The organism is Rickettsia helvetica (genome assembly GCF_963970025.1).
GTDB lineage: Bacteria > Pseudomonadota > Alphaproteobacteria > Rickettsiales > Rickettsiaceae > Rickettsia > Rickettsia helvetica.
Genome location: NZ_OZ018776.1, coordinates 1082595 through 1107868, shown reverse-complemented (window position 1 = coordinate 1107868; position 25274 = coordinate 1082595). Strand labels below are relative to the sequence as shown.

The following is a 25274-nucleotide window of genomic DNA, read 5'->3' as shown; positions in this document are numbered from 1 at the left end:
TGTTTTCTTACAACTAAAATAAAGATTGATATAAAGTTTTAAATATAAAACTGCCGAAATTATTTCAATTAATTATTTTATTTTTGTAAAACTAAATACTTATGAAGTGCTTTAAGCCGCACTTCACTCTATATTTTCATAATTTTTCATTAGATAATTAAATTCCGCACCATAGATAAATATCATATTTATAATATAGAAGAATATTAATGTAACTATTATACTACCAAGAGAACCATACATTAGATTTAATTGATTATAGTAGACTATATAAGTTGAAAGCAAATAGCCGCTTATTATCCATAATATCACAGTTAATAAAGCCCCTGGAAATACATCAACAAAATTTAGTGTTACATTAGGTAATATATAATACAAAGACGAGGCACCTAAAAATAATAAAATTAAAATTAAAGAATATCTTATAAAATTTAAAATGATCTTATATTTTTCAATGGTCTCTAATATTATCGGAATTTTTGTAAATAATATTGGAATTACCACTAAAAGAAACATAGTAAAGATAATCAAGGCACTAATTATAAGAAACTGTATAATACTAAGTAATCTTCTTCTTATATAAGGGGGGGGAGATTTTATTTGATATACACGATTTAAAATAGTCCTTAAACATTCTACAAAAGAAGAAGCAGTCCAAATACTGCCTACTATGGCAAGATTCATTAAACTTTGAGGAGGAGCACTTAGTAATTCTCGTATTCTCTTTTCTATTGATTCCGTTGCTTGTTCCGGAAGACTCTCTAGAAAAATTTGTATAAAATTTTGACCAAGTTCTGAAGCTCCTAAAAAGCTTGTTAAAGCTAATAAGAATACTAGGAAAGGGAAAATAGATAAAAGTATCATAAATGACATATATCCCGAATGTTCAACGCCATCATCTTCTATTGTTCTAAATAAGGCTACGTAAAGACAATTAAAAATTTTTCTCATTATAAAAGCTAAGTTATTATTATTAATTTTATACTTAATCTTAAATAAGTTTGCTGTAAATAATTAATTTATAATTAAAATGAAACTATACTTTATCCTTGATTTGAAATATTAATATAGAAATGAAATTTTCCCTTGCATTAATTTTATATTTTTATAAATTGTAATTTATGCTTCAGTAAATAAGTTTTTAAAACATAAGATATTCATATTTTAACTTTAAAATAATTTTAAAGTTCTTATGGTATTTTTATTTGATAAGAAATAATTTTGCACGATTCTTTAATAATTATTTACCAAATGATTACAAAAAACTTAAAAAATGTTATTTTATAGTTGCTTATAATATTAATTTATGGTATTATTTCTACTTATAATTGGATATGGTATAAAATTATGGATAACCACATGTTTTATAATAATATAGGATAATATCATTTTTGTTCAAAGAAAATTTTTAAATATAGATATAATTAGTAACCAAGGAGAAGATAATGGGTAGAAAAAACGATATTATACAAAAAATCGATAGTTTTATCGGCAAGAAAATTTATTCTTTAAGACTCGCTAAGGGGTTGTCTCGTCAACAACTTGCTGAAGTAATTGATGTTACTCATCAACAATTACAAAAATATGAAAAAGCAATTAATAGAATTTCTGTAGGAAGGCTAGTACTAATCGCAGAAGCTTTAGATAGGAATATTGATTATTTCTTTGAAGGTTTAGAAGAAGCTAATAAACCGCAGCCCGTACATACTCAACATCAACGTATGTGCATTGAAGTTTCAAGAAATTTTATGAAAATTAATAGCACGGAAGAACAACAAGCCGTTAATAATTTAGTAAAATGTCTAGCCGGAAAAGAAAAACTAAACACTAATGCATAAAGGCAAGCTGGCATCCTGATTATGTTTTGATATCATCTATGTCATTCCCGCGGAAGCGGGAATGTATCGCTTGTCCTATAATATACAGAATATAAATCTTGATCAGCGTTGTAGAGGGGAAGACTCTCTTTTAATAGGTGTTGATTTATTTAAATTTTCCAACTGAATGCTATCTCTTGCATTCATTAATGCTCCCATAATTTTTATATTATCTTTGATATTAACTCTATCTCTTTCTACTACCATTTTAGCTTTTTCAATATCCGGCTCATCTTTACTTATAGGTTTTAATTCAGACTGTCCTGATACTACCCTTACATCTTCCGTTTTAATACTAGGGTTTTCAACTGCTTCTGCTTGTTTTTGTTCTTGTTCTTGTAATAACTTATCTATAGTTTGTAAACGTACCTCTTTAGATAAAGTTTTATCATCAATTAAATTAGCTTTAATGAAACTTTGCTGTTCTTCAGTAGAAGATTTAGTACCAAATTCCTTTACCAGCTCATCTACTTTTTTTATTGATTCCTTTTTTTTTTCTTTAGCTATATCTAAAGGATCACGAAAAGTACTTTTTATTCTCTCGACATAACTAGAGATATCATTTAATATACTAGAAGTTTTTTTCGCCATTTGTTCTTCTGAATGAGCCTCTAAAACAGGATCAATAACATTTTTTAATGCATCAGTCATATCTTGGGATTTGTTATATATATCATGGTGAGGCTGAATTTCTTCTATATTTTGCCCTTGTAAATCTTTATTTAAATTTTGAGTTTCTCTATCTAAAGCTGCCTCACTCACTGTATCTTTAGCTTTTTTAAGTGCCTCTTTCTCAGAGCCATTAATATTACTATTATTAATCCCGCTAGAAACTGCCTTAGGCATTTCCTTAGTGATTTCAGGATCTGTTTTGCTTTCATAAACACCTTCTACTAACCCTTTAGTCATTAGCTCTCTATCAGGTAAATCAGTCTTACTTTCTGCAATACCTTTTTCCGCTGATGCCATAATAAGTGCTTTATCCGGTAAGGATAAAGAGGTGTCACTATGAGTAGCTATAGCCTTGCCTACGCCTTTAACAATCTCTGCTTTGTCTTTAGCTTCAAGCGAGCTTCCTGCAACTGTGTTAGTAATTCCTTCAATTATTTCACTTTTTACCTCTACTTTAGCCGGACTATCTAAAACATTAGCCGTAATGGCTTGTATGTTTGTTGTTTTTAATTCAGTATTACTTAGAGGATCAAATAAAATATCATTTACTTTTTTTATTGTATCTTTTTTAGTTTGTTCCGCCGTAATCTTATCTAAATTCTGTTGCATCAATTGTTGTTGTTCCGGGCTGAAAACTTGGGTTTCTACACCTTTCTTTAATACAGAACCTAATAATTTTTGTTTTTCCGCATTGCTTAATTCAGAGGCATTAACCTTATCATCTACTGCTATAAGCATTGTCCCTTTATCTTCAGTAGAAAGGTTACTTTTTATTACAGCATCCGTAATACCGTCAATTGCCGCAGCTCTACTTGCATCATCTTTAAGACTTAAACCGACATCTACTGCCTTTTCTAACATCTGCTGTTTTTGCTTTGGCTCAAGATTCTCTGAATTTAAAGCTATAGCTACTGTAGCTTCAAGCATTTTTGATTTTTCTAGGTCTGGAGTATTCTGATCATTTTTTATGGTTTCTAATATCGCATTTACTCCAGCTACTTTTGCGTCCGGTGTGAGGTCTTTATTATTGACCGTATTTTCAGCTAAAGCAATGATATTAGCCTGCTTTTCAGCAATATCACTTTTTTCATTATTAAGAATTGCTGTGGCTGCTTCTTTAATTAAATCAATTTGTTTATTGCCGTCAGTTTCTTTTGTTAAACCTGTATTTACATAATTTAATAAATCTTGCATGCTGCCTGATAAAGCTATAGCTGCATTAAGCACTGGATTTGGAATTCCTGAAGATTGAGCTTGTTGTGGTTGCGGCGGCTGTACTTGTGAAGTCTCAGGTTGCAGTGGCTGGTTGGCAGGGGTAATTGATGGCATTTGTGTAGCAGTAGGCGTTTCAATAGATGATTTTAATTCTTGATTTGGAGTTATTATTGGTTGTGGTGTTTCCTGAGATCGACCTTGCACCTTTGTTAAATCTTCAGCTATAGTTTGTGATAAATCAACACTTTGTCCTTTGTTTAACTCTACCTCTTTCATCATTTCTTTATATTTACCGCGTGTTACCGCAAGTGTATAAATTTCTCCTCCATGCTCAATATAAGCTACTGCATCATCTCCAGTTCCGGCAAATTTTAAAGGTTGAGGTGAGCTTATTTCTTTAAGTAATGGTTTACCGTTTGGTCCTTCTTCGTAGTGAGCGGTAAAATATACTGCTTTATCTTTGGAGGGCTTTGTGCCATCAGCTTTTAATGCTACCATCGATAAATGCATTGACCCATCGGCTTTATCAAGTTTTATAGGAAAATCTATTTCTCTATATGAGCTGACCTGAACCTGAGTACCGTCTTGTTTAGCTACAGTAAAAGGTTTAGTTTTAACAGTTATTTCATTTAAAGTACAAAGTTCATCACCTACATCATTTTTAACTACCGTGGCTCTAAGACCGCTTGCACTTATTTGGGGTTCCCACTGTACCGGCTTAAATCCACCTTGATACCCATTAGCGGCACTATATATTGAGAGAACATTTTTATAGCCGGCTATTTCTATTGATTCTAATTTCTTTTTAAGTTCAGGATTTTCTAAAGCCCTATCAATAAATTCTCTATTAGCCGGATTACCGAAAAAAGCACTTAATGTTTTATCTTTTTCTTTTTCCTCTTCTATTTCTTTTCTTTTTTGTTCAGCTAAATTACGGTCTGCAAGGACTGCCAGGTCTTTTAATATTTGTTCTATTAAATTATCTTTTTGTGGTTGTATAATTGTTTCTCTTACAGCCTTGGTTATTGGGTCTGATGTCTGACCGTCAGGGGAGATATTGCCTGATAAAACACTAATTGAAGGGGTAGATTGAGCAGAAGATGCAACCATAAAACCATCGTCAGCTGTCGCCGGTGTAGTTTGAGAAAAAAGTTCTTGTTCTTGTTTCGTTTGTTGCTGTTTTTCTTCTTCTGTAAATTCTCTATTTAAAGGATCAAATTCACTTGTATCTGGGTTACCGTCTTTACTCATAAAACCTCTAATTTAACCAAAAATTAATTAGCACAAACCGAATGTCATACCGCGACTTGATCGCGGTATCTCAGGAAATAGTCTGCGATAAGAGATCCCGTGGTCAAGCCACGGGATGATACATTATTTGTAGTTTGTGTTATACTGTTAAAGATAGTATATAGAGATTTTAGTAATATCAAGAAAAAACTGATATTATTATTGAGAAAATTTAATAGAATTTTTATATTCTTTATTGAGTTCTTTAGTTACCCAAAGCCAAGTTAAGCAAGTAATTATAAATATAATCATTAAACAGATAGAAATAGATTGATAACTAGCGGAAGGTAATATTATAAATACCAATGATTGTAAAAACGCACTACCGGATTTACCGAGTTTTGTACCTATCACGTCGGCAGTAGCTTTACCTTTTATTTTTATTTCCGGATCTAAAGGAACATAGGCCATTTCTTTTGTTGAATCAAATAAGGTATATTTGCTTGATTTACTAAGCACATTTTGAATAGCACCTATTGTTATAGCAATTAAAGCAGGATCGGTTAGAATAAAATTTGCTATTATTAAGCCGGCAAATCCTTCAAAATTATTAACGGCAAAAAATAATATTCCGGTAGTAAAAACTATTAAAGGTGTGATAACAGCTGCCGTAAACCAGCCAAGTCTTCTAACTATATTTGAGCCAAGTACTACAAATAAAATAGTAAATACTCCGGTATAGCTCAAATAACTTCCTATAAAAGCTGCATATTCGGTTGGAGTTTTATAAATTTTAGTAGCTGCTGCTTTCCAAGGACCTTCTACTAAATTAATGGCAATGCCATAGCAGATAAGCAAAGTTGCAATTAATCTAATATGTCTTGACGATAGAATCATTTGAAAACTTTCGGCAATAGTCATAGATTTTTTCTTTGCTTTAAACCTGAGTAATGCCATATGCTCTTTATCTAGTACTTTATGATTAAGCAACCAAAAAGTTTTAATAGCTATTATGCCTAAAATTAATACTATAGTTAGTATAATTTGTATAGAAAGCATATGAAAAGACGATTGCAATGCAAATTTATTAGTTATGTAATCATTAATATTACTTAGATTTTCTAAAAACTGCCCTGCTAAATAAATACCTGTTTGACTAAGTAAACCGAATAATGGATAAAATCTTTTAGATTCTTCCACTGTAGTAATGTTATTAACAAACTGCCAAAAAAGTAATGCGAAAACTACGTTTGGCCATAATTCGGCTATTATATAAAATAGCGAAAAACTCCATTTTGATAAAAGCAATATAAACCATTTTAAATTAGGTAAACTTGCCGTTAAATTTTGAACGGTTACAGGGCTTAAATGCAGTATTTCATGATTTGGAAAAATAACGTAAGCAAAAAGGGCAAAGAATGTTAAGAATATTGATATAATAAGATAAAATATATTTTCTGCTTTCATCCTATTAACAAGCTTTACATATATAGCAGTCATTAAGAAAGCTGACGGCATCACTCCCCAAAACTTCAAAAACGAGATAGTCTCGGCACCGATCATAGTAGTAACAATACTATCTTTTAAAGCTCTGATTAAATTTTGGATAAATAAAATATAGAACATTAATAAAGTGATGAATAAAAATTTAGAAACTTCATGGCGTTTTATAGGCCAGATATAATCGGTAAGTTTGGAAAGACGGCTATTGATTTTAGAGGAAGAATTTTCTATATTACTGGGGTTAATCGTCATTATTTGGTCTAACCTATATCTTGCTATTGGCTAGAATTATATATTAAAGATTTTCTAAATTTAAGTCAAGTTACAATCAAATTAAAATGAGTAATTATTGGTTAAATATTTATAAACCAAGAGGTATAAGTTCTGCTAAACTTGTTAGTATAGTAAAAAAAATACTCGGTAAAACCAAGATAGGGCATGCCGGTACTTTAGACGTTGAAGCGGAAGGAGTATTGCCCCTTGCCATAGGCGAAGCTACAAAGCTGATACAGCTACTAATTGATGCTAGAAAAGCCTATATTTTTACCATAAAATTCGGAACACAAACAGATAGCGGCGATTATGCCGGTAAAGTAATAGCAACGAAAGATTATATCCCTTCTCAAGAAGAGGCTTATGCCGTATGTTCTAAATTTATCGGTAACGTAACACAAATACCGCCGGCTTTTTCAGCTCTTAAAGTTAACGGTGTAAGAGCTTATAAATTGGCAAGAGAGGGGAAAGAAGTAGAATTAAAGCCACGAAATATAACTATTTATGATCTAAAATGTTTAAATTTTGGTGAGAAAAATGCTACCGCTATATACTATACGGAATGCTCAAAAGGTACTTATATAAGGACTTTAGCAGAAGATTTGGCATTGTCCTTGCAAAGTTTAGGATTTGTGATAGAATTACGCCGTACTCAGGTTGGAATATTGAAAGAAGAAAATGCTATCCGAATTAAATCGCCTGACGAAATTACCAAAAATTCCCTAGAGGAAAAAAGCATAAAGATAGAAGCAATACTGGACGACATCCTGGTTCTTGATGCAACTGACAGCCAAGCACAGCAAATTAAATACGGACAGAAATGTTTATTTAATTATGAAAAAGACGTTAATCTTTTATGGGTTCGCTATAAAGGCGTTTTGCTTGCAATAGGTAGCTTAAATAAGAGTTGCTTTAATTCTTTACGAGTATTTAATTTAACACCATAGAAATCTATCAAATAAGGAGAAATTATCGATGTCGATTACACAAGAACGTAAACAACAATTAATTAAAGAATATGCTATAACAGAAAATGATACAGGTTCAAGTGCAGTGCAATGTGCTATCTTAACTGAAAGAATCAATAATTTAACCGAGCATTTTAAATTTAACCATAAAGATCATACTTCAAGACGTGGATTATTAATTTTAGTCGGGCGTCGCCGCAGATTACTTAACTATATTAAAAAGAATAATATTAGTGAATATCTAGAGTTAATCAGTAAGCTAGGAATTAGAAAGATTAAGTAATTAAATAATCGTCATTGCGAAGAAATTGCATAGCAATTTACGAAGCAACCTCAGGAGTTTGTTATTATTTCATGAGATTGCCACGCAGCCTACGGCTGCTTGCAATGACGAAATGTAATATAAATTATGAAATGAGATAAATAGATGTTTAACGAAATAACTAAGAGTATTACATGGAACGGAAAAGTTCTTGAGCTTAGTACAGGTAGAATAGCACGACAGGCTGACGGGGCAGTTATGGTAAAAATGGGTAATTCCGTTTTATTATGTACGGCAGTAGTAGCTAACAAAGCAAAAGAGGGTATAGGTTTTTTTCCTTTAACAATTAATTACAGAGAAATGGCATATGCTGCCGGTAAGATACCCGGAGGATTTTTTAAACGTGAGGGAAAAGCATCAGATAGAGAAGTTTTAGTATCTCGTTTAATAGATAGACCAATTAGACCGTTATTTCATCCGGCTTTTGTGAATGAAACGCATGTAATTTGCAGTGTTCTTTCATATGATCCTGAAACTCCGGTAGATGTACTTGCAATTATCGGTGCATCGGCTGCACTTAGCCTATCCCCTGCTCCTTATCTAGAAATAGTTGCTGCAAGTAAAGTCGGTTTAATCAACGGTGAATTTGTTTTAAATCCGACACTTGAATTATTAAAAACAAGTCAGCTTGATTTAGTAGTTGCAGGAACATCAGATTCAGTAATGATGGTTGAATCGGAAGCTCATTTCCTCTCTGAAGAACAAATGTTAGAAGCTGTAAAATTTGGATTTGAGAGCTTCCAGCCGGTAGTAAAGATAATTAAAGAACTAGCAGAAGAAGTTAAAAAAACAAAGCTTGAAATGCAAGATTTATATCCCGCCTCATTAAAGAAAGAAATTGAGAAGTTATTTATAAAAGAAATTGAACAAGCTTTTGCGATTAAATCTAAACAAGAACGTAGCACTAATTTAGATTTAATACCTGAAAAAGTTCTTACACATTTTATAAGCGACATAGAAAATAAAAAATATAATAATTATCAAATCGAATCGGCTTTAAAATCTATTGAATCAGATATAGTACGTAACGAGATTTTAGAAAAAAATAGACGTATCGATGGAAGAAGTACTACGGATATAAGACAAATTGCTTGTGAAATAGGTTTATTACCTTCCGCACACGGTTCAGCTTTATTTACTAGAGGCGAAACGCAAAGCTTAGTTAGCACTACATTTGGTACTAGTTTAGATGAGCAGATAGTTGACAGTTTAGAGGGTGAGTATAAAGAGCGTTTTATGCTTAATTATATCTTCCCGCCCTACTCTGTAAATGAAGCAATGCCGATGAAAGCACCTAGTCGTCGTGAAGTCGGACACGGTAAACTCGCATGGCGTGCTATTAATCCAATATTACCTAATAAAGTACAATTTCCTTATTCTATTAGAGTAGTTGCCGAAACTACGGAGTCTAACGGTTCTTCTTCAATGGCAACTGTTTGCGGTAGTTCTCTTGCTTTAATGTATGCCGGCGTACCGATAAAAGCACCGGTTGCGGGTATTGCTATGGGACTTGTTAAGGAAGGCAAAAAATTTGCGGTATTATCCGATATTCTTGGAGATGAGGATTATTTCGGTGATATGGACTTTAAGGTTGCAGGAACTAGCGAAGGGATTACTGCATTACAAATGGATATCAAAATATCCGGAGTAGATTTTAAAATAATGAAAGTAGCTTTAGAGCAAGCACGACTCGGTCGTTTGCATATACTTGAGCAAATGAATAATGTTATCAGTAAACCAAATAGCGAACTAAGTAAGAATGCTCCTTCTACTACTACTATAAAAATAGATAAGGATAAAATTAGAGATATTATAGGACCGGGCGGTAAAGTAATAAAGGAAATTTGTGAAACTAGCGGTGCTAAAATAGATATAAGCGATGACGGCAGCGTTTCTGTTTATGCTTCAGATAGAGATAAGCTAAAAGTCGCCTTAGATAAAATTAAAGCTATTGCTGTTGAACCTGAAATCGGTGAAATATTTAACGGCACGGTAATGAAAGTCTTAGATTCCGGTGCTTTTATTAATTATTTAGGTAGTAAAGACGGCTTTGTTCATATTAGTGAAATTTCAGAAGAAAGAATAGAAACGGTTAGCAGTGTTTTGAAACAAGGCGATATAGTAAAAGTTAAGCTAATAGGTTTTGATAATAAATGCAAAGCAAAATTAACTATTAAAAATGCCGATAAAGATAAATCTTCAAATAATCCAAAGCCAAAAAATAATGTTAATAATGCTAAGGAAAATTCAGAACCTGAGCGACGTGATTCTAGTAAAAAACGAGCTTGGAATGAAGATAATAATGCTGAAACTGCTGAAGTAATTACAGAACGTAAGTATTTTACATAGAACGTCATTGCGAGGAGATATTGTTGCGTGGATCAATTCTACCGCTGTCATCCCGCGACTTGATCGCGGGATCCAGTTTAAAATACTAAAATTATTAGTACTTTAGATTATTTTTTGGATACCGTGGTCAAGCCACGGTATAACACCGAATGCGTTTTCCAATCCATGCAACAATGCCTATGCGGGAATGACATTGAGCGGGTTTTCCGAGCCATGTAACAACGTTTTCGTGTGCTCGCAGTGACGATTTTTTCACAAATGAGCATACATAATGACCAACACAAATAATTACCGCATCATCGCAAAGAGAGTTATTTCTAGTGAAGCAAGTGCTTTAGAAAAATTATCCGAAAATATCCCTGAAGACTTTAACAGAATTATAGAATTTTTATTATCTTTTAAAGGACGGGTAATTTTAACGGGTATAGGTAAAAGCGGTTATATTGCAAGAAAAATAGCTGCTAGCTTTTCTTCAACCGGTATGCCTGCTTTTTATTTACATCCGGCAGAAGCAAGTCACGGCGATTTAGGTATGGTGACGAGAAATGATCTAGTAATTATGCTATCTAATTCCGGTGAAACTAAAGAGCTATTTAATATAATTGAATATTGCAAGAACTCTTCCATAAAAATTGCTGTAATGACAATGAATAAAAATTCCACTTTAGCTAAAAGAAGCGATTTTTTATTAATAGTACCTGAATACCCGGAAGCTTCTATAATTGGAGCTCCTACTATATCATCTTTAATAATGTTATCACTCGGTGATGCTTTAATGACTGTTATACATGAAAAACGAGGCTTTACTAAAGATGATTTTAAAATTTATCATCCGGGAGGTACAATCGGTGCTAATTTAACAAAAATTAAAAACCTAATGCGTAGCGGTGATGAAATACCTTTAGTATATGAAGATACTTCCTTTGCTGAAACTATAATTGTTATGAATAAAAAACGTTTAGGTTGTACACTTGTCACGGATAAAAACCAAAATTTGGTAGGAATTATAACCGACGGGGATTTACGTCGTCATATTAACGACCAAATTCACTTAAAAACAGCATCAAGCATTATGACCAAAAACCCTATTCATATCTCATCGGACATATTTGCAAAAGAGGCTTTAAATTTAATGAAAACCAAGAATATCACTAATATACCGATTGTTGATGATAATGTTATTATAGGCATTATTCATATTCATGATTTACTACGCATAGGAGTTAGCTAAAATCTATGTCCTCTTCTTATAAACGGCGAAAAAAAATTTGGAAATCTATATATCTTTTAATAATAATTGGAATTTTGTATATAGGATATATATTAATTAAAAGCGGTTATATTAATGAAGAACATGATATTAACGTTACAAAAAAAAGTTTAAAAGATAATAAAAATTTTGATTTAAAATATAATATTATATTGAAAGATTTAATTTTTGAAGGAGTAAATAAAAATTTAAATGCATATAAGATTAAAACTGAGCGAGCTATAAAAGAGTCGGATAATAAATATAAACTAGATATAATAAATGCTATTTATAATGTAAATCAAGATCAAACTCTTATTATCAACGCGAAAGAAGGCTTTTTAGATGAAGAATCAAACATATTAGATTTAAAAAACGATGTAAAACTTTTTTTTGATGAGATCATATTTAACACTAACGATGCAAGGATTGATTTAGTAAATAAGAATATAACCGGTCATTCCCCTGCTAAGTTACTTTACAAAAACTCTTCAATTACTTCGGATAGTTTTAATACGAAGGATGAAAATAATATTATAATTTTTAAAGGCAATGTCTCTACAATCATCGATTTATCGGATTATTAAACTTGTTTTACTTCTTATAATTAGTACCGTAATATATGCTAATGATAAAAATATTTCAAATTTACATATAACATCTGATACTTTAATTATTGATAGAACCAAACAAAAGGCAGAATATCTTGGAAATGTTATTGTTTACTTCGATAATGCGATCCTTAGAACGAAAGAATTATACATTTTTTACAAAACAATAGATGAAAAGCAAACTATTGATCATATAGTTGTCCCTACTAAATTGACTGTAGAAAGAAAAATAAATAATGAATTATTACTTGCAGATAGTGCTAAATATTTTTTCGATAATAAACAACTTATTCTATTTGGTAATGTAATATTACAGCGTGACGATAATGTTTTAAAAACTAATAAACTAATCTATTATGTAGATATTGTTGATAAATAACATTTTTTATCGTTGGTACGTCATTGCGAGCGACTGCAAGGAGCGTGGCAATCCAAAAAATAATTAAAAAAATGCTAAAGATTAGTATTTTTAAACTGGATTGCTTCGTCAATTACTTATGTAATTTTCCTGCAATGACGTTGAAAATTAATCCACGCAACAAAATCTTAACAAATAAAAAAGATGGACAGCTTACAAGTTAAAAATATATCAAAATCCTACAAAAAAAGGAATATATTAACTGATATATCTCTTAATATAAAACAAGGGGAAATAGTCGGTTTATTCGGTCCGAACGGAGCTGGTAAAACAACTTGCTTTAATATTATTATCGGTTTAATGAAACCGGACTCAGGGCAATTACTTTTAAATGATATAAATATTACCAACTTGCCTATTTATTTACGAGCAAGGCTTGGAATCGGCTATCTTCTTCAAGAACCTTCAATATTTCGTGGGTTATCGGTTGAGGATAATATTAAAGCTGTAGTTGAGATATCTGAAAATGATAAAGAAGTAATTGAACAAAAAACCCATAATTTGTTAGAGAAGTTTTCAATAGTGCATTTAAAATATCTTTCTGCCTCTAGTTTATCAGGCGGTGAAAGACGTAGGCTTGAGATCGCACGTTCACTTGCAATAGAGCCTAAATTTATCATGCTTGATGAACCGCTTGCCGGTATTGATCCGCTTGCTATTTCCGATATCAAAAATCTAATTACTTATTTACGTAAGTTCAATATAGGTATATTAATTACCGACCATAACGTACGTGATACTCTAGATATAGTCGACCATGCTTATGTTATTTTTGAAGGTAAAGTATTATTAGAAGGAAGTGCTAAGGAAATAGCAAACAGCAAGAAAGTTAAAGAAGTGTATTTAGGTGAGAGCTTTAATTTCTAGATTCCAATGTCATTCCTGTATGGCATTGTTGCGTAGATACTGAGTCGTCATTGCGAGCAGCCATAGGCTGCGTGGCAATCCAAAAAAAATAATAAAAAAATTCTGTAAGTCAGAATTTTTTACTGGATTGCTTTGTCAAAACTTACAGTTTTTCCTCGCAATGATGAAAAAACCGGTCTACGCAACACAATACCTCTTCATAATGACAATATATTAATATTTACAATATGCAAATTAACAAAGAAATTTTTAGGGCTTATGATATAAGAGGCAATAGCCTTAAGAATTTAACAGAAGAAGTAGCTTATAAAATCGGCTTTTGTTTTGCCGGGATGACTATAACGAAAGATAACGATAAAATCTGTATCGGTTTAGACAGTCGCCTTAGCTCCCCTACCCTTTGTAAAGCTTTAGAACTAGGATTAACTGATGCAGGAGCTAAAATCATAAATATTGGCATAGTTCCAACGCCGGTTTTATATTTTGCCGATAAAGAATTTATGCCTGCCGGTAGTATTATGGTCACGGGATCACACAATCCTCGTGATGATAACGGCTTTAAAATACTACAAAATGGTAAATCTTTTTTCGGTCCTCAAATCCAGGATTTACTAGCAAAGATTAATGCCATACCGTGGCTTGACCACGGTATCCAAAAAAAAAATAAACAAGACTGGATCCCGCGGTCAAGCCGCGGGATGACAATAATACCTAGCGGGAATGACATAGAGTATAGACATAATATAGAGCATAAATACCTAAAGCGTATTTTAGACGGAATAAGTATTAGCCCCAAATTAAAAGTAACTTGGGATTGCGGTAATGGAGCAACAGGCAATATTATTGAAGAATTAAAAAGCAGTTTAACTAATGAAAACATAATCATAAATAGTAAAATTGACGGGAATTTTCCAAGCCATCATCCTGATCCTACGAATCCTGCTAACTTACAAGAGCTAATTAAATTAGTTAAAGAACAAAATTGTGATCTTGGTATAGCTTTCGACGGTGACGGTGATCGCTTAGGCATTGTAAGCTCAAGCGGGAAGATATTATTTGGTGATCAAATTTTATGTATATTTGCTGAGGATATTTTAAAGGAAAACCCGAATGCTACTATAATAGTCGATGTAAAAGCCAGCCAATTTATAATTGATAGAATTAAGTCATTTGGCGGAAATCCTATAATATGGCGAACAGGTCATCCATTTATTAAAAGCAAAATGCTTGAGACAAAAGCTTTACTTGCCGGTGAAATGAGCGGACATATATTCTTTGCCGATAAATATTTTGGCTTCGATGATGCAATCTATGCAGCTCTTAGATTTTTAGATTTACTTAGCAGCTCAAGTAAAACTCTAGATGAGATAATAGAAGATTTACCGAAAAGCTATAGTACACCGGAAATTAAAATATTTGTTTCTTCAGAGTTAAAATTACAAATTATTAAAGAGATTAAAGAAAAATTATTAGAAGAGAAAATAGAGTTTAATGATATAGACGGTGTACGGGTAAATACTGAACATGGATGGTGGTTGCTGCGTAGCTCTAATACCGAATCTATTATAGTTGCAAGGGCTGAATCAGCTAGTAAGAATGGTCTAGAGGAAATAATAACTATAATTAATAAATATCTTGAAAAATATGTTATTAATTAATTATTAAAAAATTAGTTTATCTATTGAGTTTTTAAATATTATTTTATATATTCTTTTCACATTAAATTAATATAAGGAAAAATAATATGTTAAAAGTCCCATCAGACCTAATCGATACATTACCTGTTGATACTAAATTAGTTACAATAATGGCAACAGATGCAAATACATTAAATACTATCGTCATCAATAAGACAGCCCAATTAGTAATAAAAAAGGAAGACCTTGAGCCTACTAATAATCCTTTTGTTTTTTAAACTTAACAGTGATGTAGCAGCATCTCACGGTATAAATAGTTTAGTTCTTGACTACAGTGACACAGGCTTATTTAGTGGTCCAGCTATTATTTATGACGACAAACTAGGCGTAATAACATTTAGTGGACCGGTAGATAATACTGTTAACTACAAAGTTGATAGTACTGAAACTTTAGGAAATACTAATACTGATGAAATCGTTTAATTGTACGATGTCATTACTGCGAAAGTAGGAACGCATTGTTGCATGGATACCCAGCCCGTCATTGCGAGCGGTCGAAGACCGCGTGGCAATCCAGAAAAATAATAAAAAATTCTGTAAATTAGAATTTTTAACTGGATTGCTTCGTCGAATTACTGAATAATTCTTCTCGCAATGACGGAAAAACCGGTCCACGCAACAATGCCATGCGGGAATAACATAGAACAAAAAACTGTCCGGTACTATAGAATGACATACTGAATGTTCGTACAACATAAGGTCAAGCCATGGTATGACACCGAATACATGAAATAGTTTAAATAAGTGATAAAGAAAGAAATAATTATATTATGCGGTCCAACTGCTAGTGGGAAGTCTTATTTAGGGCATGCACTGGCTAAAATATATAATGGGGAAATAGTAAACATCGACTCAATGCAGGTTTATAAGGAAATTCCTATTATTACCGCTTCTCCGCCTCAAATTTATAACACAAAAATACAGCTAAATTCAGAAAGCTTCAGACAAGATGAATTTAAAGGCGAACCTGCACAGCATATAAAAATACGTGAGCACAGGCGAATCCTGCAAAATTCACTTGTATCAAGTTTTCTGAATGACGCTGTACCTTATCACTTATATAATTTTTTATCTATTACGGAAGATTTTTCGGTAGTAAAATATCTAAAACTTGCTACAAAAAAAATAAAAGAAATAACCGGCAGGGGTAAACTACCTATATTAATAGGTGGAACGGGTTTATATATCAATTCTTTAGTTTTTGGCTATAATAATATTCCTGATATATCAGAAGATTTACGAGAACAAGTAAGAAACTTACATGCTAAAATAGGCAATATAGAATTATGGAGTAAATTAGAGCAGCTTGACCCGCTTGCTGCTTTTAAAATAAACCAAAATGATACTCAGCGTTTAATTAGAGCTTATGAAGTATTCATGCAAACCAGTAAATCTATTTTTTCCTTTCAAACTATGCCAAAAGAACAAATCTTATCTGATTTTAATTTCAAAATTATTTTCTTAAACCCTGAGCGAAAATTTTTATATAAAACATGTGATGAGCGTTTAGATATGATATTTAAAGAAGGGGCAATTGATGAAATAGCTTTAATAAAAAAGCAATTTGCTCCTAAAGATTATTCAAATTTAAAAGCAGTAGGGATAAAAGAAATTTTAGCTTATTTAGATGGCAATTTTACTTTAGATGAGGCTTTAAACGCTGCTATGATTAGGACCCGTAGGTATGCTAAAAGACAAGTTACTTGGTTTAAAAATCAGATACAAGATAAAATCACATTGGAATATGTTAACCAAGAAGAATTTACCCAAATATTAAGAAATTTTTTTACTAATTAATGCGTTTATCTATGTATTTCTTCTTTCTTTTTATTATTGGAAATAGGAGTAATGGAAAGTGCATTTGTCTTAGATCCTACAATATTAATCTTACTATTTAAATTTGAGACGATACTTTGTGCTTCTTTTAAAACATTTAATTTATTAATATTTTCAAACTCATTTTTAAAGTTATCTTTTAACTGTTCATTGAAGATTTCTTTTGGTAAATAAATTCCACCGGTAATAGTGCCTGCCCAAGTATATTTAGATTTAGAATTTAAAGTAGAGGCAATATTACTTGCTAACTTTTCTAGATTTTTCGGCTCTAAAAAATTATTTATATTATCGGGATTTTCTTTAGAATATTCAGAAACGATAGGTTTTAGCATCTGATTAATCATGTAAAAATCTTTACCTCTATTATCACCTTTATCAAAAAGTTTTTGTGATATTTGTTCACTTAAAATATTTGCCAATAAGTTACTCTTAATATCTTGTTTATTTGCAATATTTTCATATAAAGGGTTCAATATTTGTAATGGAGAATTTATATGATTTGTAATATGTTTATATTGGTTTGTTTTAGGAGTAGCTAGATTAGTAACCATATTCATAGGTAGTGAATTTAGTTTTTCTATAATATAGTCTTTAACCGTTTGATTTTCTTCATATAATATTTGTACTTGTTGCACAAATTCTTTTTTACTAAGTAAATTTCTTTTTCCTTCAGCTTGTATTTGTATAAATACTTTATCAATTGCCTTATCAATTAATTTTGCTTGTTGTTCTTTAATTAGTTCAGGTACTAAAGGAGGGATAGCTTTATCAAGATTGTAAGTATCAGTAAGTAGCATTAAATTATCAGGTAATTTAGCATCTGCTAAATTAGTATTTTTAAAATTACAATCTTTTAAAGAGGTTACTTTAGTTAAATCTGCATTTTTTAATGATACGCCTGAGAAGTCGATATTAGATAAATTACCTACTAATATAGCTCCCTCTAAGTTGAATTTTCCATTTTGTATTTTATTTAAATTATTTCTAAGAGTAATTTCATCTATAGTTTTATCTTTAAAATCTTGTGATGGACTAAATACGTCTTTTACTTTTTCAGTAGCATAGCTAAAACCTGCTTTGATAATATTCGGCAATTGCCCTTCAAAATAATTTGTTTTTTGAGCTAGATTATATATAGCACTAGCGGCCCCACGATAATTACTTTTTTCAACTTCCTCTATAACTTTAACTAATTCATCAGGATGGTTTAACATTGATGGAAGTACATTATATAATTCTTTCTTATCAAGGTTATTTATACCGGGTATGTCCACTAAAGTTTTATCTAAAATACTTGTAAATACTTCTCTATTATTGTTTAAATATTCTTTAATTTCAGGATTGTCTTTAGTTAAAGCTATTAACTCTTTTGCCATTCCCGTATAATCACCTTTAATAAAATCTCGAAAAACCGTTTTTAATGATTCAGGTTTATCAAGTAATATAGGCATTATGCTAGTTAGCTTTGTAACATCACTCGCTTCCAGACCATAATTTATAAGTTGTTGTTTTATAGTTTGGCTATTTTTTTCATCTTGTTCTAAAACTCCTGTAATTAAATTATCAAATAGACCTTCTTTACTTTGTTCTACTAATATATCTTTTAATTTAAATGAAGGATCATTAAGGGCAGAGATTATATTACCGGTTAAACTCATATAATCGCCTTTATTTAAGTCTGCAATAATCTCATGAGCAATTTCCGGTTTTGACATAACTTCGCCTACTATACTAAGCATTTGTTTATCAAAATTATATTCTTTTATTATGCTTTGTACGCTAGGAGTATTTTCAATAATACCTAAAGCAATATTTGGTAAGATTGTTTTATTATTAGCAAAAAAACTTTTTAATTTATCATCACCCGCTACCATTTCTAAGGATTGCTCAAGAGATATCATTACACCTTGATTTGGAGCATTAAGAGTATCAAAAATCTCTTTTGTCTCAGGAATTTTATTTAATAAAGTAGGAATAATATCTAAAATTTTAAGATCAATTTTGTAGCTTTCAAAATATTCTTTTAAGAAAGGTTTAGCTTGTTCTTTTGCTTCTGCTAAGAAACTTTCAATAATTATTTGTTTTTCAGGAGATAGTTTGTTAAATCTTTTTAGAGAATTAGTATTATTTATATTTTCAGCTAGTTCTTGTTTAAAATCAGGATATTCATTAAATATTTTTATAACTTTTGCATATATATCCTTACTTTGAGGTTTTTGTAATATATTATCAAAAGTTTTTATATAATCGCTTGGAAGTATTGCAGTTGCTCCGGTACGTATGTAATGCGTAATATCTTCGCTCTTTTCGTTAAAGAATTTTTTGAAGTTTTTATCGGTAACCAGCATATCCAAACTTCTAGAAGCCACTTTATTCCAGTCCGGTAGCTCTTGCTTTACTTCAACTGCAATTTCTTGAAGTTTTTTAAGTACTTTTTCATTTTTAAAACATTCTTTTAGTATTTCGAGTCCCTTTTGATCTAAAGCACTCTTATCTTGAAATTCCCTAAAGCCTGCTTTTGCTAAGATTTGACCTATTTTAGGCAAATCATCTGAATGTTTTTTTAAAAATTCCCATATTGGAGATTTTTCAAGAAGTGATTTTTGAAATTCCGGATCAAGATATATATTAGAGGATTTAGCAAGCTTAACAAGATTATAAGTATTTACAGGATTAGTTAAAACAAACCTTGCTCCGAGTAATATCGTTCTTAAGCTTATACTCTTTGAAGACGATAAGTCCTTAATTACACTCTTTAGTACTTTATTAGCTTTAGAAGAAGATAAAACGTTTCCTATAACTTTTTGATAGTTTTTATTATTTGTAACAGCCATAAAATTACTTGAAATTTTTAAATATTCTAAATCTATTTTAAAAAATTTTTAAAAATAAAGATTAGTATTTTTAATTTTTTTTATTCTTGTTATTAATATGTATAATTCGAAGTAAAATGAAGAGTAGTATACTTCGACACAACACGTTCAGCATCTGAGGTCTTACAAAGATATTGCTGCCAATTTTTCAAGTTCTATCTGAGTATATTATTTAGCCTCCACTTTTAGTATCCATCTCAGTGAATACTTCTTCCCATGAACCGGTAGTCGCTGCTTTTGAATATTCAGTTGCTCTATTTTCAAAAAAGTTCGTATGCTCAACTCCGTTTAGCATTTCATCAAGCCAAGGAAGCGGGTTATGATTTACCAAATATACATCTTTGAGTCCTAGCTGCATTAAACGACGGTCGGCAATATAACGAATATATTGTCTTACTTCATATGCCGTTAACCCCTCAATACCGCCGACTTCAAAAGCAAGTTCAATAAAGGCATCTTCAAAATGCACAATAGTCGTACAAGCTTCATAAATACGTTTACGTAAAGTTTCCGTCCAAACTTCAGGGTTTTCTCTTACAAAAGTCTTAAACAGAGTAATAATTGAGTTAGTATGAAGTGTTTCATCGCGCACTGACCAAGCAATAATCTGACCCATACCTTTCATTTTATTAAAACGAGGAAAATTAAGCATGATCGCAAAAGAAGCAAATAGCTGTAATCCTTCAGTAAAAGCTCCAAATACTGCTAGTGTAGTTGCTATATCTTCTTTGGTATCCACTCCGAATTGCTGCATATAATCATACTTGTCTTTCATTTCCTTATATTTAAGAAATGCTGAATATTCTACTTCCGGCATACCTACCGTATCAAGTAAATACGAATATGCTGCAATATGTACCGTTTCCATATTAGAAAATGCCGATAACATCATTAATACTTCAGTCGGTTTAAATACTTGTGAATAATGCTTCATATAGCAATTATTCACTTCAATATCTGCCTGTGTAAAAAAACGAAATATTTGCGTTAATAGATGTTTTTCCCCTGGAATTAAGTTATATTTCCAATCTTTAACATCGTCGGCAAGTGGTATTTCTTCCGGTAACCAATGAATTTTTTGTTGAGTGTGCCAAGCTTCATATGCCCATGGATATGAAAATGGTTTATAAATTGGACTTGCATCAAGTAGTGACATAATTTTTCTTTTATTTTTATTCTTTTAATTTTTCTATTTCTTCTTTTGAAAGCTTAGCATATTTAATTATTTTCTCTATCGGCTCATTATCCGCTAACATTTCTTTTGCTATTTCAATATTTTTTCTAGTTTTCCCAATTTCAATATCCTCAACTTTCCTATCAGCTTTTCCCTCATTATACTTACTTTTTTGATTTAACTCTTCCGTTTGAGCAGCAAGCATCGCTTTAATATAATTATCGTATTCTGCTTCACTCCAGTTAAATTGTTCAATAGTGTTATAGGCTGATAATACTATTTCATCTTTTATATATTTCGGGGGTTCTTTTGCTCTATCGAATTTAGCCATCATATATAACCAATCATCTTCTAAACTTTCTAACTCATCTGCTTCTTTGGTAAATTTGTCTAATTCAGCAAATACGTAAGACAAGCATTTAAGTTGATGCTTACCGTTGCTGACATTAATAGTTTGATGACAGCTAATACATTCTTTTTCCTCGGGTAATGCCTGAAATCCAGAAGTAATTACTACCATTACTACAGGAGCTAGATCAGCATATTCTTTTCCTCTTTTTAATTGCGAAGAAAACGCTATATAACCGTAAAATTGTACTCTTGCTAAAAAAGCATCGGCATAGCCGTTTTGCATCTCAACAATATAAATACTACCGGAGTTATCTCTAACTTTTACGTCTACTATACTCCTTTTATTCTGCCCTAAATCCGGTACTTGTTCGTTTGAAATATATTCAAGGCCGATAATCCTTAACTCTTCAGGTAACCTCATAATATTATTAAGAAAGCTTAGTAACCTTGTTTTATCCGTAAACAATTTTTTAAATGCTATATCATTTGTTGGGTCTAAATATCTTTGCACAGTTGTATTATACTTACTGACAAGCTAAGCATTCCTCATAGTTACCCGCTTCTGCTAGCTTGTCATTTTGTTTCTCTAAATCTTTAAAATCGGCTTTTAATACGTCATGCGAGACCTTATCAGCTCGCTGTATTGATGTCGATCTACAGTAATATAAACTTTTTACTCCTTTTTTCCAGGCTTTAAAATGAATATTATTTAAATATTTCTTACTAACATTACCCGGTAAAAAGATGTTTAAAGATTGTGCTTGCGTAATGTAAGGAGTACGATCGCTTGCCAGTTCAATTAGCCAATTCTGATCAATTTCGTAAGCGGTTTTGAAAACCTGTTTTTCTTCTTCGGATAAAAATGTTAAATGTTGCACTGAGCCTTCATGTGTTGCAATCGAAGACCAAACTTGATCATTATTAAATCCTGTCTCTTCTAATAACTTTTCTAAATGTTTGTTACGCACGTTAAAAGAACCGGTTAAAGTCTTTTGTACAAAGCTATTAGCGGCAAACGGCTCTATTCCAGGTGAGGCATTACCTGCTATTACCGAAATTGAAGCGGTAGGTGCTATTGCGGTTTTATTGCTAAATCGTTCATTACTTCCTGCATCTAAAGCATCAGGACATGCTCCTTTTTCTTTACCGATTTCTATTGAGGCTTTATCGGCTTCAGCAGATATATATTCAAATATTTTTTTATTCCAAACTTTTGCCATAACCGATTCTATCGGTACTTTTTTCATTTGCAAAAATGAGTGGAATCCCATTACGCCAAGTCCAACGCTTCGCTCACGCAAAGCCGAATATTTAGCTCTTGCCATAGTATCCGGTGCTTTATTAATAAAGTCTTCTAAAACATTATCAAGGAACAACATAATAGAATGGATAAATTCTTTATCATCTTTCCACTCTTCATAATACTCTAAATTTAAAGAAGAAAGGCAGCAAACAGCAGTTCTTGACTTTCCTAAATGATCAATTCCCGTCGGCAATGTAATTTCGCTACAAAGATTGGACATTTTAACTTGAAGCCCTAATTTTTTATGATGCTCAGGTATGGATTTATTAACACTATCGATAAATAATAAGTAAGGCTCACCCGTTTCTATTCTAGTAGTTAATAACTTAACCCATAAATCTCTTGCTCTAACTTTATTTACAACTTTTTTGGTAGCAGGACTAATAAGGTCAAAATCCGTATTGTTTTCAACGGCTTTCATAAATTCATCGGTAATAGCTATACCGTGATGAATATTGAGAGATTTTCTATTTATATCCCCCCCTGTTGGACGTCTTATATCGATAAACTCTTCAATTTCAGGGTGATTAATAGGTAAATATACAGCTGATGAACCTCGCCTAATGGAACCTTGCGAAATAGCAAGAGTCATAGAATCCATTACTTTAATAAACGGTATGATTCCCGAAGAGTGACCCTTATTATGAATTTCTTCGTTTATAGACCGAACATTACCCCAATAGCTACCAATCCCCCCTCCTCTCGAAGCCAGCCAAACATTTTCTGTCCATAAATTTACTATATCGTCTAAGCTATCATCGGTCTCATTCAAGAAGCATGAAATAGGAAGCCCCCTATCCGTTCCACCGTTACTTAAGATCGGTGTTGCCGGCATAAACCACATTTTACTCATATATTCATATAACTTCTGAGCATGCTGTTTATTTTCGGCATAATAACTAGAAACTCTTGCAAATAAATCTTGAAAATCCTCACCTTTCATAAGATATCGATCTCGCAGAATAGCTTTACCGAAAGGAGTAAGTAAATTGTTATGGTTGTTGTTTATAGTTATTTGAAATTTGTTTTTTTTAAGCGTGTTCATTATAGGTACTAATGGGGTTGTAGGCGTTATTTATAATGCTTATTTTGAAAAAATGACACCATATTCAGTGTATAGAATCTTCACCTAAGTAGACACGAGAATAATAATTTATTCAATATAAATATTTATTTTTTTTTAGATTTTTGACTTGACACAAATCATCCTTGATTACTATATAGAATAGTTTTTACAAATATTATGCTTTCTTAAGGCACAAGCAGTCTCTTACCCTGCGGAAGTAAGGCATCGTTGCGTGGATCCAGGTTGCATTCCCGCGTAGGCATCAGTTTAAGGATCGATATCATACTAGATAAAAGTGGATATCAAAACTATTTAAAAAGCTTTAAAGTACTGGATGCCTGCGGTCAGGTATTGTTGCATGGCTCGGAAAATAGCAAAAATGTCATACCGTGGCTCTAAGCCACGGTATCCAAAAAAACAACTTACAATACTAATAATTTTAGTATCTTAAGCTGGATCACGTGATCAAGTCACAGCGCAACAGAAGGAAAACCGATCCATGTAATAAGACCGTATCTACGCGGGAATAACGTTAAAGGCATTCTCCATCATTTGTATTAAGATCTATTGGTATAAAACCTCATCCTTATATTCAACAATAAACGATGAAACAAATTTACGTGGTGTGTCGGCTACTATTCAATCAACTTCTACAACATAATATCCTGGATCTCTGTCTGGAAAAGTTACTTCAATCGTTTTAGAAGGAGCTAATGTATGATCCCAGTAAGGGAATGTATCAGAAAGTTCACTATAAATTTCTTCTAAATCGTCGTGTTTCAGTCTATTTTCAAAGGTAAACTCTGCCTTTGTCATTTGCACTAATATAACCGCGAGTTTTATGTGACGCAGTATAATCCCATTCTATTGTAAGTTTTTTCTCACCCTCTAATGGTATAGCAAAGTTTATCCAGTTAAACGTTGGATCTTTTAATTCCGCTCTTATTTCTTCATTAGTAGCATTTTACCCAATCTGTATCATCTATACGCCCACCATTAAGAATATGCCCATCTAGTGGTAGCGGTTCCCCTGCGACATCATCCCCAAAACGCTCATCACTCCCTTTCCCTGTTTCAAATCCGTTAAGTTTCCACTCTTCATCTATTAGCTTCTTATCTACACAAACTTTTCCCATTGTGTAAAGAGGGAATATTATTCGACCATGTTTTGGAGCTGGTTGATTTTGTTGTTCTTCATTTTTCATAACTTCGACCTTTATTTAAGTTAAAAATATTAAGTAACTACAAAATAACTAAATATAGTTATAGTAATAACATTATTATAATTATTAATTATGTAATATAAAACTTAAATTGTTTTTGATATTATAATAAAAATACAACTTCATAATACCGGACAGCAATGTCCAGCACCCTGTAAATCAATCTATGCAAGCAATAAAGTTAGAACACAGATATC

21 protein-coding genes are annotated in these 25274 nt (G+C 31.8%); 12 read left to right on the top strand and 9 right to left on the bottom strand.

What is annotated here, in order from left to right; translation table 11 throughout:
• Positions 1–123: 123 nt before the first annotated feature.
• On the bottom strand, positions 124–951 hold the full coding sequence (locus AB1146_RS06650) for a YihY/virulence factor BrkB family protein (RefSeq protein ID WP_010423012.1): 828 nt from the start codon (positions 949–951) through the stop codon (positions 124–126).
• Positions 952–1445: 494 nt separating this feature from the next.
• Between AB1146_RS06650 and AB1146_RS06645 the strand changes: the two genes are divergently transcribed.
• Positions 1446–1838: a helix-turn-helix domain-containing protein gene (locus tag AB1146_RS06645; RefSeq protein WP_010423013.1), complete on the top strand. Its 393-nt coding sequence runs from the start codon at positions 1446–1448 to the stop codon at positions 1836–1838.
• A gap of 102 nt (positions 1839–1940) precedes the next feature.
• On the opposite strand, the gene AB1146_RS06640 is transcribed toward AB1146_RS06645, so the two are convergent.
• The gene (locus tag AB1146_RS06640; RefSeq protein ID WP_355403816.1) at positions 1941–5015 is read right to left on the bottom strand and encodes a Sca4 family spreading effector; all 3075 of its coding nucleotides are present in this window, start codon (positions 5013–5015) and stop codon (positions 1941–1943) included.
• 198 nt (positions 5016–5213) lie between these two features.
• Positions 5214–6749: an NTP/NDP exchange transporter Tlc4 gene (tlc4, locus tag AB1146_RS06635; protein ID WP_010423014.1), complete on the bottom strand. Its 1536-nt coding sequence runs from the start codon at positions 6747–6749 to the stop codon at positions 5214–5216.
• 86 nt (positions 6750–6835) lie between these two features.
• Here tlc4 and truB point away from each other — a divergent pair, with 86 nt between their 5' ends.
• The 11 genes from truB (at position 6836) to miaA (ending at position 17048) form a co-directional block, all read left to right on the top strand.
• Positions 6836–7717: a tRNA pseudouridine(55) synthase TruB gene (truB, locus tag AB1146_RS06630; protein ID WP_010423015.1), complete on the top strand. Its 882-nt coding sequence runs from the start codon at positions 6836–6838 to the stop codon at positions 7715–7717.
• 28 nt (positions 7718–7745) lie between these two features.
• Positions 7746–8021, top strand: a complete 276-nt coding sequence (rpsO, locus tag AB1146_RS06625; protein ID WP_010423016.1) for a 30S ribosomal protein S15 — start codon at positions 7746–7748, stop codon at positions 8019–8021.
• 144 nt (positions 8022–8165) lie between these two features.
• Positions 8166–10409 (top strand): polyribonucleotide nucleotidyltransferase, encoded by a 2244-nt coding sequence (pnp, locus tag AB1146_RS06620; RefSeq protein ID WP_010423017.1) that lies wholly within the window; start codon positions 8166–8168, stop codon positions 10407–10409.
• 271 nt (positions 10410–10680) lie between these two features.
• A complete protein-coding gene (locus tag AB1146_RS06610; RefSeq protein ID WP_010423018.1) occupies positions 10681–11640 on the top strand; it encodes an SIS domain-containing protein in 960 nt (319 codons plus the stop codon).
• A gap of 5 nt (positions 11641–11645) precedes the next feature.
• On the top strand, positions 11646–12245 hold the full coding sequence (gene lptC, locus AB1146_RS06605; RefSeq protein ID WP_355403810.1) for an LPS export ABC transporter periplasmic protein LptC: 600 nt from the start codon (positions 11646–11648) through the stop codon (positions 12243–12245).
• The gene (locus tag AB1146_RS06600) at positions 12211–12648 is read left to right on the top strand and encodes an LptA/OstA family protein (RefSeq protein ID WP_010423021.1); all 438 of its coding nucleotides are present in this window, start codon (positions 12211–12213) and stop codon (positions 12646–12648) included. The genes lptC and AB1146_RS06600 overlap by 35 nt, the downstream gene beginning before the upstream one ends.
• A gap of 183 nt (positions 12649–12831) precedes the next feature.
• Positions 12832–13554, top strand: coding sequence for an LPS export ABC transporter ATP-binding protein (gene lptB, locus AB1146_RS06595; RefSeq protein ID WP_010423022.1), 723 nt, complete (start codon positions 12832–12834; stop codon positions 13552–13554).
• A 227-nt stretch (positions 13555–13781) separates the two neighbouring features.
• Positions 13782–15212, top strand: a complete 1431-nt coding sequence (locus AB1146_RS06580; protein WP_410526280.1) for a phosphomannomutase/phosphoglucomutase — start codon at positions 13782–13784, stop codon at positions 15210–15212.
• 86 nt (positions 15213–15298) lie between these two features.
• On the top strand, positions 15299–15469 hold the full coding sequence (locus AB1146_RS06575; protein ID WP_010423032.1) for a hypothetical protein: 171 nt from the start codon (positions 15299–15301) through the stop codon (positions 15467–15469).
• Positions 15438–15674, top strand: a complete 237-nt coding sequence (locus AB1146_RS06570; protein ID WP_232203613.1) for a hypothetical protein — start codon at positions 15438–15440, stop codon at positions 15672–15674. The genes AB1146_RS06575 and AB1146_RS06570 overlap by 32 nt, the downstream gene beginning before the upstream one ends.
• A 321-nt stretch (positions 15675–15995) precedes the next feature.
• Positions 15996–17048 carry a tRNA (adenosine(37)-N6)-dimethylallyltransferase MiaA gene (miaA, locus tag AB1146_RS06565; RefSeq protein ID WP_010423038.1) on the top strand — a complete coding sequence of 351 codons (1053 nt, stop codon included), beginning with the start codon at positions 15996–15998 and terminating at the stop codon, positions 17046–17048.
• Positions 17049–17053: 5 nt separating this feature from the next.
• On the opposite strand, the gene AB1146_RS06560 is transcribed toward miaA, so the two are convergent.
• The 6 genes from AB1146_RS06560 to AB1146_RS06535 all read right to left on the bottom strand — a co-directional run bounded on the left by AB1146_RS06560 (position 17054) and on the right by AB1146_RS06535 (position 25059).
• On the bottom strand, positions 17054–19921 hold the full coding sequence (locus tag AB1146_RS06560) for a pentapeptide repeat-containing protein (protein WP_010423041.1): 2868 nt from the start codon (positions 19919–19921) through the stop codon (positions 17054–17056).
• 211 nt (positions 19922–20132) lie between these two features.
• Entirely contained in the window at positions 20133–21116 is a 984-nt protein-coding gene (locus AB1146_RS06555) for a ribonucleotide-diphosphate reductase subunit beta (RefSeq protein WP_010423043.1), read from the bottom strand.
• Positions 21117–21132: 16 nt separating this feature from the next.
• Positions 21133–21996: an Rpn family recombination-promoting nuclease/putative transposase gene (locus tag AB1146_RS06550; RefSeq protein WP_010423046.1), complete on the bottom strand. Its 864-nt coding sequence runs from the start codon at positions 21994–21996 to the stop codon at positions 21133–21135.
• 13 nt (positions 21997–22009) lie between these two features.
• Positions 22010–23833, bottom strand: coding sequence for a ribonucleoside-diphosphate reductase subunit alpha (locus AB1146_RS06545; protein ID WP_010423048.1), 1824 nt, complete (start codon positions 23831–23833; stop codon positions 22010–22012).
• 660 nt (positions 23834–24493) lie between these two features.
• Positions 24494–24670 (bottom strand): hypothetical protein, encoded by a 177-nt coding sequence (locus tag AB1146_RS06540; protein WP_010423051.1) that lies wholly within the window; start codon positions 24668–24670, stop codon positions 24494–24496.
• A gap of 137 nt (positions 24671–24807) precedes the next feature.
• Entirely contained in the window at positions 24808–25059 is a 252-nt protein-coding gene (locus AB1146_RS06535; protein WP_010423054.1) for a hypothetical protein, read from the bottom strand.
• Between the last annotated feature and the right edge of the window lie 215 nt (positions 25060–25274).